The organism is Rhizobacter sp. OV335 (genome assembly GCF_900142965.1).
Taxonomy (GTDB): Bacteria; Pseudomonadota; Gammaproteobacteria; order Burkholderiales; family Burkholderiaceae_C; genus Rhizobacter.
In genome coordinates this window covers 1-13,835 of sequence record NZ_FRCQ01000049.1, presented here as the reverse complement: position 1 = coordinate 13,835, position 13,835 = coordinate 1, and the positions used below count along the sequence as shown (strand labels likewise).

Here is a 13,835-nt window from a genome sequence, read left to right as displayed (position 1 = left end):
ATTGAAGGCGATAAGACAGGCAGTGCGCAAGCCGTGGCCCTGCCGGCTTCCCCGGGAAAACCTACCGCCGGAAAAACCTACCGCCGCAGGGGCCAGCACCGCACAGCGACCGTGTCAGAAATGCCTAGGCCGCCACGGCCTTCGCCAGCTCCAGCTGGTACTGCTCCCAGCCCGACGCCGGAACAACCTCGTCGGCACGCGCCGTGACTTCATCGAGCCGCGCGCACAGCCGCTCGGCCACGTCAGCCGCATCGCCCAGGTGCAGGCCCTGCGTCATCGTGATGTTCGCGCTCTCGAAGCTGCCTGCACCGGCCAGCAGGATCATGCGCGACGGTGCCTCGTCGCCGACGAGTGCGAGCAGCGCCGGGCTGACGCGCTCGGCGGTCAAGCGGGCCAGCGCCTCGGGCGGCAGCACGCCTTCGGTCATTGCCGTCGCGGCAGTGGGCGCCAGGCAGTTCACATGCACTCCGTACTTCGCGCCTTCGAGCGCCAGCGTCTGCATCAGCCCCACCAGCGCCATCTTCGCCGCGCCGTAGTTCGATTGGCCGAAGTTGCCGTACAGGCCGCTGGACGAGGTCGTCATCACGATGCGGCCGTGGCGCTGCGCCTGCATCTGCGCCCACACCGCCTTGGTGGCGTTGACGGCGCCCATCAGGTGCACGTCGAGCACGAGCTTGAAATCGTCGAGCGTCATCTTCGCGAAGCTCTTGTCGCGCAGGATGCCGGCGTTGTTCACCAGGATGTCGATGCGCCCCCAGCGGGCCACGGTGGCGTCGGCCATCGCCTGCATGTCGGCCGGCACGGTCACGTCGCCCAGCTGCACCAGCGCCTCGCCGCCGCGCTGGTGGATCTCGTCGGCCACCGCGCGCGCCGCGGCGCCGTCGTCGCGCCCCGCCAGATCATTGACGACCACCCGCGCGCCGTGGCGTGCCAGCTCCAATGCATGCGCGCGCCCGAGCCCCCCGCCCGCGCCGGTCACGATCGCCACCTTGTCTTGCAGACGTTTCTTCATGCTGTCCTTCATGTGAATCAGATCGATACGGCGTCGCGGCCCTTGAGCGCCAGCATCGCGCGCACCTCGGCCGGGGTCGCGATGTCGAGGGACAGCTCTTCGAGGATGCGGCGGATCTTGCGCACCTGCTCGGCGCAGGAGCGCGCCAGGCGGCCCCGCTCCAGGTAGAGGCTGTCTTCCAGGCCGACGCGCACGTTGCCGCCCATCACGGCGGCCATCGTCAGCAAGGGCATCTGGTGGCGGCCCGCGCCCAGCACCGAGAAGCGGTAGCTCTTGCGGCCGAACAGGCGGTCGGCGGTCGAGCGCATCGTGAACAGGTTCTCCGGGTCGGCCCCCACGCCGCCGAGGATGCCGAAGATGCTCTGGATGAACAGCGGCCCCTCGACCAGGCCTTCGTCGACGAAATGGGCCAGCGTGTAGAGGTGGCCCACGTCGTAGCACTCGAATTCGAAGCGCGTGCCGCAGCCCTTGCCCAGCACCTCGAGGATGTGCTTGATGTCGGCGAAGGTGTTGCGGAAGATCAGGTCTTCCATGCCCTCGATGTGCGGCTTCTCCCAGTCGTAGCGCCACTCGCTGACCTTGCGCGCCATCGGGTGGATCGAGAAGTTCATCGAGCCCATGTTCAGTGAGCACATCTCGGGCTGCGCCTGCAGCGGGTAGGCCAGGCGCTCGTCCAGCGTCATGCGCGTGCTGCCGCCGGTGGTGATGTTGATCACCGCATCGGTCGCCGCCTTGATGCGCGGCACGAACTGGTCGAACACCTTCGGGTCCGGTGTCGGCCGGCCGTCGACCGGATCGCGGGCATGCAGGTGCAGGATGGCCGCGCCGGCTTCGGCCGCCTCGATGGCCTGTTCGGCGATCTGGTCCGGCGTCAGCGCGAGGTGCGGCGACATCGTCGGCGTGTGGACCGAGCCGGTCACGGCACAGCTGATGATGACCTTGTCAGGGAGTGAGGCCATGGGCGCTCCGGAAGTGGAAGAGGAATGTGGGAAGAGGGATGTGTTCAGACCGCGAGCCACTGCTGCTGCATCGCGGTGTCGGCCAGCAGCTGCGCCGGGCTGCCTTCGAAGACGATGTGGCCGTGGCCCATCACGCAGACGCGGGTCGACACCTTCAGCGCGATCGCGAGCTTCTGCTCCACCAGCACGACCGAGACGCCCTGCCGCTGCATGTCCTGGATGCACTCGGCCACCTGCGCGACGATCTTCGGCGCGAGGCCCTCGGTCGGCTCGTCGATCAGGATCGCGAGCGGGTTGCCGAGCAGCGAGCGGCACATCGTCAGCATCTGCTGCTCGCCGCCCGACAGGCTGCCCGCCTTGGTGCCGCGGCGCTCCTTCAGGCGCGGAAACCAGTCGAACATCTGCGCCACGCTCCAGCGCACCGCGCCGGCCACCGGCGGTTGCTCGCCCATGCGCAGGTTCTCGTCGACCGTCAGGTTCGCGAACACCTCGCGCTCCTCGGGCACGTAGGCCAGGCCGGCACGGCAGATGGCATGCGGTGGCGCACCGGCCAGTGCGCGGCCGGCGAGCTCGATGCGGCCGGCGCTCGGCGGCACCAGGCCCATCAGTGCCTTCAGCGTGGTGGACCGGCCCGAGCCGTTGCGACCCAGCAGGCTGACCACCTCCCCGCGGCCCACCTGCAGCGTCACGCCGCGCAGCACGTGGCTCTTGCCGTAGTGGGCATGCAGGCCGTCGACACGCAACAACGGTTGGTCAATCGCGTTCATGCCTCGTGCTCCTCGCCCAGGTAGGCCTCGCGCACGCCCTGGTGCCGGCGGATCTCGTCGGGCGTGCCGGTGGCGATGACCTGGCCGTAGACCAGCACGCTGACGCGCTCGCCCAGCGAGAACACCACGTCCATGTCGTGCTCCACCAGCAGCAGCGTGCGCCCCGCGGTGACCTCGCGGATCAGCTCGGCGGTGTAGTGCGTCTCCTCGCTCGACATGCCGGCCATCGGCTCGTCGAGCAGCACCACCTGCGGGTCCGAGGCCAGCGTCATTGCGAGTTCGAGCGAGCGCTGCGCGGAGTAGGTCATCTCGCCGGCCAAGGTGGACGCCTGGTGCTGCAGGCGCACCCGCTCCAGCAGCCGTTCGGTCGCTTCGCGGATGCTGCCCATGCGCTCGATGCGGCGCCAGAAGTTGTATTCCAGCCGGTGGCGCTGCATCACCGCGATGCGCACGTTCTCGAACACGCTGAGCTTCGGGAAGATGTTGGTGATCTGGAACGAGCGCGCCAGGCCGCGGCGGTTCACGCGCTCCGGCGTCCAGCCCTCGATGTGCTCGCCATCCAGCACGATCTCGCCCGCGCTGGGCAGAAGGTTGCCGGAGATCAGGTGGAACAGCGTCGACTTGCCGGCCCCGTTCGGCCCGATCAGCGCATGGCGCTCGCCGGCCCGCAGCTCGAGGTCGATGCCGCGGATGATCTCCGCCGCGCCGAAGGACTTGCGCAGGCCGCGGATGCTGAGGATCGGATCGGTGGTCATGACGCACTCCCGAAGCGGCGCCGCGTGACGACGGTCAGCAGGCCACCGCACGCCAGCAGGCCCGCCGGCACCATCCAGGTGATCACCGCGGCAGGCGACCAGGGCCGCCCCAGCAGCGGGATCGCCGGCCACTCGGCAGCCGCCCGCGCCAGCGCCCGGTAGTCCTGCGAGCACAGCCGCTGCAGCATCTCGACGGCGAAGACGCCGCCCGCGCTCAGCAGCACGGCCGCGCCTGCCGCGAGCAGCACGGTGAATGCGGCAGCCCGCCAGCCGCGCCGCTCGACGAGCCGCGCCCCCGCACCGAACAGGCCCGACAGCCCCGTCGGCGCGAACATCATCACCCCCACGAACAGCACGCCCTGGTACAGCAGCCACGACTGCGTGGCGTCGGACACCGCGTAGCCGAAGAAGGTCATCAGCGCGGCGCCGAGCGCCGGGCCGAGGAAGCTGCCGACGCCGCCGATGTAGCTGTTCAGCACGACGGTGGCCGACACGCCGGCATCGAACACCGCGTAGTTCGCCGCCTCGTTGCTCAGCGCCTGCAGCCCGCCCGCCAGGCCGGAGAACATCGCCGAGATCGCGAAGGCCGAGACCCCGAGGCCATGCACGTCGTAGCCGAGGAAGCGCAGCCGGTGCCCGTTCTCGCGCAGCGCCAGCATCAGCCGGCCAGCAGGCGTCTGGCTGTGGAAGTACAGCAGCCCGAGCGACAGCAGCACCCACGCGAGCGTCAGGTAATAGACCTGCGCCGTCGAGCCGAAGCCCAGGCCCCAGGCCGGGGCGCGCATCGTCGAGATACCCGACTCGCCGCCGAACAAGCCCTTGAGCTGCGGCGCCAGCGCGTGCAGCAGCTCGGCGATGGCCAGCGTGATCATCGCGAAGGTGGTGCCGCTGCGCTGCGTGGCGAACCAGCCGCCGACGATGCCGACGGCCAGCCCCGCCGCGGCGCCGACCAGCGGCATCAGCGGCGTCGGCAGCAGCCCGTTGCCGCCGAAGGCGTTCATCGCGTGCACCGTCGCGAAGGCGCCGATGCCGAACCAGGCCGCATGCCCGAACGACAGCATGCCGGCGCGGCCGCTGAGCATGCCGTAGGCGCTGGCGAACAGCGCCGCGACGAGCATCTGGATCGATGCGATCAGCAGGCCGCCCGGCAGCACGGCAGGCAGCGCCAGCAACAGCGCCACGCCGGCGATGAGAAGGGAAAGGTTCATGCGCATCGCATCAGGCCTTCTCGCCCATCAGCCCGCCGGGCCGCACCAGCAGGATCAGCAGCATCAGCGCGAACGGCAGCGTCGCGGCCAGGCTAGACAGCTTCAGCGTCAGCAACCCGCCGACGCCCTCGGCCCACGCACCGGCGCCGACGAGGGCCAGCAGGTCGGCCAGGCTGCGGTCCACTCCCACCGCCAGCGAGGTGATCACGCCGATCAGCAGCGACGCCAGCATCGCCCCGCCGAGCGAGCCGAGCCCGCCGACGACGACCACGACGAAGGCCATCACGCCCACTTCGAGCGCCATGTTCGGGTTGGTCGTGTAGAAGGCGCCGGCGGTCGCGCCTGCCAGCCCGGCCAGCGCCGCGCCGACGCCGAACACGCCCATGAAGACCAGCTGGACGTTGTGGCCCAGCGCCTGGGCCATGCGCGGCTTGTGGATGGCGGCCCGCACGACGATGCCGATGCGCGTGCGCGTGAGCAGCAGCCACAGCGCGGCGAACATCGCGAGGGCCACGGAAGCCATCAGCACGCGGTAGGCCGGGTACTGCTGGCGGCCCAGGCTGAACGCCGCGAAGTCGAGCGCCGGCGGCACGCGGTAGTCGACCGGGTGGTTGCCGAAGAACAGCTTGATGGCCTCGGCGATGATGAACGACAGCCCGAAGGTCAGCAGCAGTTCATGCGCGTGGCCGTGGTGGTGCACGCGCCGCAGGAACCAGCGCTCGACCACCGCGCCGACCGCGCCCGACAGCAGCGTGGCCGCGACCACCGCCGGGCCGAAGCCGAGCAGCCCCTGCAGCGTGTACGCGAAGTAGGCGCCGAGCATGTAGAACGACGCGTGCGCGAAGTTCAGCACGCCCATCATCCCGAACACCAGCGTCAGCCCCGCCGACACCATGAACAGCAGCAGCCCGTAGACGGTTCCGTTGAGCAACGAGAAGACGACGGTCTCCATCACTTCAGGGGCGCTGCATCTTGCACGCGGCCTGCGCCGGCACCGCAGCCTCCTCGGCCGTGAACACCTTGACCGGCTTGAAGCCCAGCGCGGTGTCGTCGGCCTTGTACCTCGCGTCCTTCGCGACCACCGACACCACCAGCGGCAGCAGCACCTGGTGGTCGGCGGCGCGCATGCTGGCCTCGCCCATCGGCGTCTTCAGCTTCGCGGTCTCCAGGTTGCGCGCGAGCGCGTTGACGTCGAGCGCGCCGTCGACCGGCTTCGTGCGCTTCAGCGCATCGGCCACCATCTCGAGGCCGAACGCCGTCTGCGGCTCGGTCGCGACCGGCGGGTGCCCGCTCTTCGCCTTGTAGTCGGCGACGAAGCGCTCGCCTTCCGCGCCGGCGGCCTCGGGGTTGAACGCCTGCACGACGAAGTGGCCGATCGCCTGCTCGCCGGCGTTGGCAATGTTGCCGACCTGGTCGAGGTACACCGTGCCGAAGCGCACCTTGAGCCCGGCCGCCTTCGACGCCTTCATCATCAGCAGCAGGTCGTTCGACCAGTTGCCGGTGATCACCGTGTCGGCACCCGACGCGCTGATCTTCGCGACGTAGGGCGCGAAGTCCTGGATCTTGTTGACGTCGTGCAGCGTCTTCTCCACGACCTGGTAGCCGCCCGCGCCGGCGTTGTCGACGATGGCCCGCTCCATGTCCTGGCCCCACGAGTAGTTCTGGTTGATCGAATAGACCTTGGTGCCCAGCGCCTGCACCTGCTTCATCGCCTGCACCAGCGCCTTGGTGCGCACCTGCGCGTTGCCGGCGAAGCGGAAGTGGTGGAAGTTGCACTTCTCGCCGGTCAGCTCCAGCGCCTCGGCACCGACGTTGATGTAGACGATCTCCTTGCCCGGGTTGCGCAGGTTGTGCTTGCGCACGTCTTCGGTGATCTGGCCGCCGATCGCCGACGAGCCGCCCTGCACGACGATCTGCACGCCGTCGGCTGCAGCAGCCTTCAGCTTGTCGGAGGCACCCGCCGGGCCGCCCTGGTTGTCGTACTCCAGCAGTTGCACCGGCTGGCCGTTCCAGCCGCCGGACGCGTTCAGCTTGTCGACCGCGTAGCGCACCGCCGCGCGGTAGGCCAGGCCGGTGGAGGCCTGGGGGCCGGACAGCGTCTCCAGCACCGCGATCTTGACCGGGGCGGCTTGTGCCGCGGTGGCCAGCAGCGCGAGCAAGGGCATGACAACAACGCGGGTTGCAATTCGAACGGCATTCATCTTCTGTCTCCTGTCATTTTTTAGAGGTACTCGACGTTGCCGTCGATGCTGATGGCCTGGCCCGTCATGTTCCGGGCCGCGGGCGAACACAGGAACAGCGCCAGTGCCGCCACGTCGTCGGCGCTCACCATGCGGCGCAGCGAGATCTTGTTCAGGTACTGCTGGCGCATCTCGTCGACGCCGATGCCGACCGAGGCCGCGCGCGCCGCGATCACGCCGTTCATGCGCTCGCCCTCGACTGTGCCCGGCAGGATCGCGTTGACGCGGATGTCGTGCGGCCCGAGCTCCACTGCGAGCGACTTCGTCAGCCCGACGATGGCCCACTTGCTCGCGGCATACGGCGTGCGGTAGGGGTAGCCGAGCCTGCCCGCCACCGAGGCCATCGAGATCAGGCACGGGCCGGCCGCCGAGCGCTTCAGCATCGGCACCGCGCGGCGGGCGAAGTAGTACTGGCTGTTCAGGTTGACGGCGATGGTGCGTTCCCAGCCGGGGCCGTCGATGTCCTCGATGGCGCCGGTGGGTCCGGCGATGCCGGCGTTGTTGACCAGCACGTCGAGGCCGCCGAACGCGCCCTGCACGTCGTCGAACACCAGGTCGACGTCGGCGGCCACCGACGCATCGGCCATGCTGCCGGTGACGCCGGGCAGCTCGGTGGTCAGGCGATCGATCGCGCTGCGGTCGATGTCGCAGACGTGCACGCGGGCCCCGGTCTCGTGGAAGGCCCGGGCGATCGCCGCACCGATGCCGTTGGCGCCGGCCGTCACGAGGACGCGCAGTTGGGGCGCGGGCCGAAGCGAATCCAGGATGGGCATGCAGGTCCTCTGTTCAAAGAGGCGCCAGTCTCGGTGCGCGGTGATGCGCGGCCAATGTGCGGTGCGCACACCTTCGGCCCGGATTCAGTGTCTCTAGCGGCCTGCGGGCGACCGGCTGCGGCGGCGCCCCCTCTGGTAGCCTGCGCGACGCACCAGAAGTACAGGAGACACACCATGCGGAGCCCTGCCCCGCCCTCGCCCGCCGAGCTGATCCACCTGCTGCACCAGGGCGCCCCCGCCAGCGATTTCGCCCGCCACCTCGCCGAGGTCGAGGCGCTGCCGGACGACATCGCCGGCAAGTCGACGCTGGCCGAGACCGTGCGCATGGCGATGGCGATCCGCAACCGGCTGGAGCTGCAGCAGCAGCGTGAGCGCGGCATGCTGGCGGTGATCGATTCGGCACAGGCCTTGTCGAGCCGGCTCGACCTGGAGAGCCTGCTGGGCGCGCTGGTGCTGCGCGCCCGCAACCTGCTGGGCTCGGACATCGCGTGGCTGTCGGTCTACGACGCCGGGCGCGGCGAGTTCCACGTGCTGGCCGCCGATGGCGCGATGCACCAGACCACCTCCGGCATGGTCGCGCGGCACGACCGCGGCGTGGCCAGCGTCGTGATGTCGACCCGCCTGCCGTTCGTGACGCCGGACTACCTGCACGACGCGCGCTTCGAGCACGACGGCGGGCTCGACGCGGCGTTCCGCGACGAAGGCATCGCGGCGCTGGTGGGCGTGCCGCTGGTGTGGGACGGCGAGGTGACGGGGCTGTTGTTCGTCGCCGACCGCTACCACCGGCTGCACAACGCGCAAAGCATCTCGATCCTGTGCACGCTGGCCACGCACGGCGCGGTGGCGCTGAAGAACGCGCGCGATTTCGAGCGCGCGAACGCGGCGCTGCACGATGCCGACCAGGCGCGCGCCGAACTGGAGCGGCATGTGCGCAGCATCCAGGCGGCCACCGACGCGCACGAGCAGCTGACCTCGCTGCTGGCGCGCGGCGCATCGCTCGCGACGCTGTGCGAATCGGTCGCAAGGCTGCTGGGGGGCAGCGTGCTGGTGCTGGACGAGGGCTCGCAGGTGGTCAGCGCGGCAACGCCGCCCGGCCATGCCGACCAAGGGGCGAACGGCTACACGCCGCACGGCGAACGCAGCGCCGAGGTGGCGCGCGCGCTGCGCCAGAGCCGCGAGACGGGGCGCTCGGTGCCGGCATGGGCGCTCGACGGTGAGTCCTGCAGGGTCATGGCGGTGATCGGAGGCGACGGCATCCTCGGCGCCGCGCTGCTCTTCCACAACGGCGAGCTGGAGGAGATCGCGATCCGCACCTTCGAGCGCAGCGCGAGCGTGATCGGCGTCGTGCTGCTGTCGCGCCAGCGGCTGGAGGCCTCGAAGAGCCACGACGCCTCGGACCTGCTGCGCTCGCTGGTGTGGCCACGCCAGGGCGAGCTGAAGGAGCTGGTGAGCCGTGCCGACCTGCACGGCGTGGACCTGTCACGGCCCTTGGCCTTGATGCTGGTGGAGATGGACGGCCCGAGCGCGGGCTACGCGGCGCGGCGCTTCCGCACGATGCGGCCCTTGCCCGATGCGCTGGTCGACGACCTGGACGGCACGCTCGTCATCCTGTGCGGCGCCACCGGCGCACTCGAAGCGCGGCTCGCGGTCTCGGCCTGGGCGCGCAGCGAACTGCATGCGGCCCACCGCGGCGTGCTGTCGCGCCCGATCGGCGGGCCGGCCGAGATCCCGGCGCTGTACGCGACGCTGGGCCGCGCGCTGCCGGTGCTGCGGCGCATCGGCGTGCAGGGGCAGATCGTCAACCAGAACGAACTGGCGCTGTACTCGACCTTGTTCGAGACCCACGACCAGACCAGCCTCGACAGCTTCCTGCAGGCCACCATCGGCCCGCTGATTTCGCTGGACCGCAAGCGCAGCGCCGAGCTGGCGCCGACGCTGCTGAGCTACTTCGACAACAACCAGAACGCCAAGACCACCGCGCAGCGCCTGGGCATCCACGTCAACACGGTGCGGCAGCGGCTGGCCACCATCGAGACGCTGCTCGGGCACTGGGGCCAGGCCTCACGCGCGCTGGAGATCCACATCGCGCTGAGGCTCTGGCACCTGAGCGCGCCCTCGGAGTGAGGGCGCCCCGGCGCGTCACTGCACGCTGATCTGCTTCGCGGTCAACGACGCGTCGAACACCAGCGTGGCCGGCCACTGCGGCCAGGTCGTGCCCAGCCCGGTGTTGTTCGGGTCGCCATTGCGGGCGAAGGCGCCGATGCTGCGCATCATCGCGTCCGACAGCGCCAGCCGGCCGGGCGCGTTCGCCGCGGTGTTCGTGAAGTTGGCATACAGCGACGGACCGAAATTGCCGAACGCGAACGGCAGGTCGAACGCATGCGCCGCGCCGTAGATCTCGTTGAACGGGGCCGGCAGCTCGTCCCAGTCGAAGCGGTAGTACCAGATCGGGTTCTGCTGCGATTGCAGTGCCCCGAGCACGCTGTCGCGGCTGTTCAGGAAGAACAAGCGGTTCAGCAGGTCGGAGCGCGCGTTGAAGCCGGTGACCGGTGCGTCCATCGGCAGGTACGACGGCGGGATCCATTGTGCGATCGTCGTCGTCGCCGGGCCGTTCGGCTTGTAGTTGAAGGCCATCGCGAAGACCGTCGGGTCATCGAGCAGGCGGCCGCTGCCGGTGCCGCCGGCCAGCGGCAGCAGGGTCGGGAACAGCTTGCCTTCGTCGCGCGTATTGCCCGCGAGCACCGGCACCTTCAGGTACTGGCCGGCCTGGATCGCGGCGATCGGGCTGACCGGCAGCACGTTGCCGTCGGCGATCGGGCCGGAGCCTGACGCGCCGATCGGGGCCAGCTTGCTCGTCACGGTGTTGATGATGGCTTCGGCGCTCTTGCCGCGCATGTAGGTCGCGACTTGCTCCGGCGTGCGCGACGCGACATAGCCATAGGCCGCTGTCAGGTCACCCGCCAGCCCATCGGCCAGCACCAAGTTGGCGACCAGGAAATCGGCCTGCCCGCGGAAGTCGGACGGGGACGCCAGCGTGGCGACACTGCCGGCCGGCAGCTCGCTGGCGCGCGAGATGCCGCCGCTGATCGGGATCACACGGTGCACCAGCGCCGGGTTGGCCTGCGCGACCAGCGGCGAGGTCATCAGCGCATAGACGTTGACGGCACCCGCCGACTGGCCCATCAGCGTGACGTTGCCAGGGTTGCCGCCGAACGCCGCCACGTTGCCGTTGATGAACTTCAGCGCCTGCAGGATGTCGAGCAGCGCGAAGTTGCCGGAGTCGTCCAGCGCATCGCCGGTCTTCAGCTGCCCCAGGTTGATGAAGCCGAGCAGGCCGAGACGGTAGTTCACCGTGACGACCACTGCGTTGGCGGTGCGGGCGAGCGCCGCGCCGTCGTAGACCGGGTCCGCGGTGTAGCCGGTGACGTTGCTGCCGCCGTGCACGAACACGATGACCGGCAGGTTGGTGGCCGCCGAGGTCGGACGCCAGATGTTGAGGTAGAGGCAATCCTCCGACCCGACCGGCTGGCCGACGGTGGTGCCGATGGTCGCGTCGTACTTGTTGTTGGAACCCGGGCCGTACAGGCGGCCGAACGACGCGCAGGCATTGCCGAACTGCTGCGTGGCCTTCGGCGAGGTCCACGGCTCGGGGGCGGCCGGCGCCTTCCAGCGCAAGTCACCCACAGGTGCCTTGGCGTACGGGATGCCCTTCCACGCGTAGGTGCCGCTGGTGGCGGAGTGGTCGGTGCCGATCACATCGCCGAGCGAGGTGCTGCGCTGCGTCGGCGAGGCGTTCTCGCGGTTGGCGCAGGTGAACGAGGCGGCCATGTTGACGTCTCCGGTGCCGTTGTAGCGCGGCCATGCAGGGTAGTCGCACAACGGACGGGTGCGGCCGGGCACGCCTGCCGTGTCGGCCACCACCTGCGCGCTCGGGGCCGTGCCGTCCTCGGCCCAGTGCTCCAGCGTCGTCAGCGAATCCCACGCGGCATTGAAGGCGGTGCTGACCGCGTGGCCGAGGCCGGGGATCTCGTAGTAGCGCACGAAGGTGTCGACTTCACTCGGCCCCATGCGGGCCTGCAGGCGCTGGTAGTACTCCTCGGTGGCGCGGGTACTGACCAGCACGTCGGCCAGGCCGTGCGCCAGCAGCAGCTTGCCGCCCTTGGCCGCGAAGGCGTCGAGGTCGACGCGGGTGTCGAGCAGCGTGCTCAGCTGGCTGACGCGGTTGGCCCACGGGCCGGGGTTTTCCGGATCGAAGGACAGCGAGTCGTAGCCGGCGTCGCGGGTCACCGAGTACTTGATCCACTGGTCGAGCAAGGTGCCGATGTACGGCGAGTTGCGCGGCATCGGCGTGGCCGGCGCGGCGGTGCCGAGCGCGAGGAAGGTGATGGTCGGCTGCAACGGAGACGGGTTGGTGGTGATGCCGAGGTCGGCGCCCCAGACGTTGTAGCCGGGGTAGTGCGTCTCGCCGCTGGCCAGCGCGAAGTGGAACTGCGTGTCGGTGTTCATCGCCTTCAACGCGGTGATCTGCGCATCGGACAGGCAGGTGTCGCCGGTGTCGGCGCCATCGGGGCAGCGCAGCGGGTTGCCGGCGACGCTGGCGGTGGCCGGGTCGAACACCGCGTTGCAGCGCTGCTGGTTGCTGATGAGGCCGTCGACCGCGCCATCGAGGCCGTCGCAGGCCTCCATCGCGGCGGCGTAGATCAGCGACCGCTTGGCGGTGTTCGGATAGGCGCCGGGCTTGGACAGCACGCGGCTGACGCGCTGGCCGTGCAGCAGCGCGGCGGCGTCGTTCCAGGCGGGGTACAGCGAGATCGCGCCGTCCCAGTCAGCAGGCCAGCGCGTGACAGCGGCGAGGGCCTCGCGCCCGCCGGTGGAGCCGCCGGCGAAGTAGGCCTTGCGGACCGCATCGACGGCGTAGCGGGCCTTGATCAGGAAGGTGGCGGCGTCGCGGGTTTTCTTGATCGCGTCGCCGCCGAAGTTGTCTGCCGCTTCGTCGTTGAGCGCGAAGGAACCGTCCTGCGAGCCGAAGGCGTTGGCCTGGTGCCCGGAGTCGCTGGCGAAGGTGGCGTAGCCGCGGCCGAGCGGATTGGGCTGGTCGGTCGGGCCGACCGGCACGTTGCCGGTGACGGCGGGGATGCTGCCATCGAAGCCGCCGCCGCCGAACATCACGGCCTTGTGGTTCCAGTCTGTCGGCAGGGCCAGGTTGAAGCGGATGTCGGGTGCGGCGGGGTCGACCGGGGAGATCTTGGCGACGACGAGGCAGTGCTCGGGGATCGCCTTGGGGGCCGTGCCGGTGGGGGCGACGACGGTGGCCGAGATGACGGTGGCGCCGGAGGTCGGCAAGCCGATGGAGGCGGCGGGGATGGTGGTGCCTGCGAGCTGCGCGCAGGTGAGTGGCGTGGAGGTCGTCGGAGGTGGTGTGCCGCCTCCTCCGCCGCCGTCATCGCCGCCGCCGCAGGCGGCGAGCAGCAGGGAGAGAGCGAAGAGCGGCGCGATGCCGATGCCGATTCCGGGTCCGGGCTTTGTCATGTCGTGTCTCCTGGCGTGTGTTGTCGTCGGCCCGATGAGGCTGCGTGTCCAGCGGTCGCTGAATACGGCCTCGGCAACTCTGGTGGGTGCGCGGTCGGGAAGGGGCCAGTCTTTGTTCGAACGACCCAGGACTCAATGGCGAAGAGGCACATCGGCAGCGGGCTGTGGATGTGCGTGGGGGCCATCGTGGAAACCCTAGGCGCCGAACCGCGGCGAGGTGCGGGATGGGCCGAGAGCCTGTCATTAATTTCGTGTTCAAGGCATAGCATGACCCCCCAGGAGCATCTATGCCGATAAGCAAGACGAGGATGAAGAACGCCGCGATTGCGGCGAAGTCGGCGGCATTGCCGACGATTCCCAAGGAACTGCTTGAGCAGTTTGTGAGCGGGCCGATGACCGGTGAGCAGGTGAACGCTGCGTCGATGGCGTTCAAGAAGGCGCTGATCGAGCGAGCGCTGGGTGCCGAGCTGGGTCATCACCTGGGCTACGCGAGCGGCGCGTCCAAGCCCGAGTCCGCGACCAACCAGCGCAACGGCAAGAGCGGCAAGACCGTGATCACCGAGGACGGGCCGCTGCGCATCGAAGTGCCTCG

General features: G+C 69.8%; 10 protein-coding genes and 2 pseudogenes. 2 read left to right on the top strand and 10 right to left on the bottom strand.

Translation table 11 applies throughout. The annotated features are described in order from the left end of the window. Positions 1–124: 124 nt before the first annotated feature. Genes BUE42_RS30230 through BUE42_RS30195 form a run of 8 tightly spaced genes read right to left on the bottom strand, consistent with a single transcriptional unit; the run spans position 125 to position 7,714 of the window. A complete protein-coding gene (locus tag BUE42_RS30230) occupies positions 125–1,012 on the bottom strand; it encodes an SDR family NAD(P)-dependent oxidoreductase (protein WP_073469099.1) in 888 nt (295 codons plus the stop codon). A gap of 17 nt (positions 1,013–1,029) precedes the next feature. Continuing rightward, positions 1,030–1,971, bottom strand: a complete 942-nt coding sequence (locus tag BUE42_RS30225; protein WP_073469074.1) for a 3,5-dioxohexanoate:acetyl-CoA acetone transferase — start codon at positions 1,969–1,971, stop codon at positions 1,030–1,032. Between the two features lie 44 nt (positions 1,972–2,015). Next, the gene (locus BUE42_RS30220) at positions 2,016–2,738 is read right to left on the bottom strand and encodes an ABC transporter ATP-binding protein (protein ID WP_073469072.1); all 723 of its coding nucleotides are present in this window, start codon (positions 2,736–2,738) and stop codon (positions 2,016–2,018) included. After that, the gene (locus tag BUE42_RS30215) at positions 2,735–3,493 is read right to left on the bottom strand and encodes an ABC transporter ATP-binding protein (protein WP_073469070.1); all 759 of its coding nucleotides are present in this window, start codon (positions 3,491–3,493) and stop codon (positions 2,735–2,737) included. Before BUE42_RS30215 ends, BUE42_RS30220 begins: the two co-directional genes overlap by 4 nt. Then, the gene (locus BUE42_RS30210) at positions 3,490–4,707 is read right to left on the bottom strand and encodes a branched-chain amino acid ABC transporter permease (RefSeq protein ID WP_073469068.1); all 1,218 of its coding nucleotides are present in this window, start codon (positions 4,705–4,707) and stop codon (positions 3,490–3,492) included. Before BUE42_RS30210 ends, BUE42_RS30215 begins: the two co-directional genes overlap by 4 nt. Positions 4,708–4,711: 4 nt before the next feature. Next, entirely contained in the window at positions 4,712–5,653 is a 942-nt protein-coding gene (locus BUE42_RS30205; protein ID WP_073469065.1) for a branched-chain amino acid ABC transporter permease, read from the bottom strand. Between the two features lie 4 nt (positions 5,654–5,657). Next, positions 5,658–6,902 carry a branched-chain amino acid ABC transporter substrate-binding protein gene (locus tag BUE42_RS30200; protein WP_073469063.1) on the bottom strand — a complete coding sequence of 415 codons (1,245 nt, stop codon included), beginning with the start codon at positions 6,900–6,902 and terminating at the stop codon, positions 5,658–5,660. A 20-nt stretch (positions 6,903–6,922) separates the two neighbouring features. Then, the gene (locus BUE42_RS30195; protein ID WP_073469061.1) at positions 6,923–7,714 is read right to left on the bottom strand and encodes an SDR family oxidoreductase; all 792 of its coding nucleotides are present in this window, start codon (positions 7,712–7,714) and stop codon (positions 6,923–6,925) included. 174 nt (positions 7,715–7,888) lie between these two features. Here BUE42_RS30195 and BUE42_RS30190 point away from each other — a divergent pair, with 174 nt between their 5' ends. Beyond that, positions 7,889–9,838 (top strand): helix-turn-helix domain-containing protein, encoded by a 1,950-nt coding sequence (locus tag BUE42_RS30190; RefSeq protein ID WP_073469059.1) that lies wholly within the window; start codon positions 7,889–7,891, stop codon positions 9,836–9,838. Between the two features lie 15 nt (positions 9,839–9,853). On the opposite strand, the pseudogene BUE42_RS33550 reads toward BUE42_RS30190, so the two are convergent. Beyond that, positions 9,854–11,437: pseudogene (locus tag BUE42_RS33550) on the bottom strand (carboxylesterase/lipase family protein); the annotation flags it as partial. Between the two features lie 81 nt (positions 11,438–11,518). After that, positions 11,519–13,243 (bottom strand): annotated as a pseudogene (locus BUE42_RS32785) (tannase/feruloyl esterase family alpha/beta hydrolase); the annotation flags it as partial. A gap of 308 nt (positions 13,244–13,551) precedes the next feature. Between BUE42_RS32785 and BUE42_RS30175 the strand changes: the two are divergent. Next, positions 13,552–13,835: transposase (locus BUE42_RS30175; RefSeq protein WP_200799059.1), on the top strand; the 284-nt coding region annotated here is incomplete at its 3' end.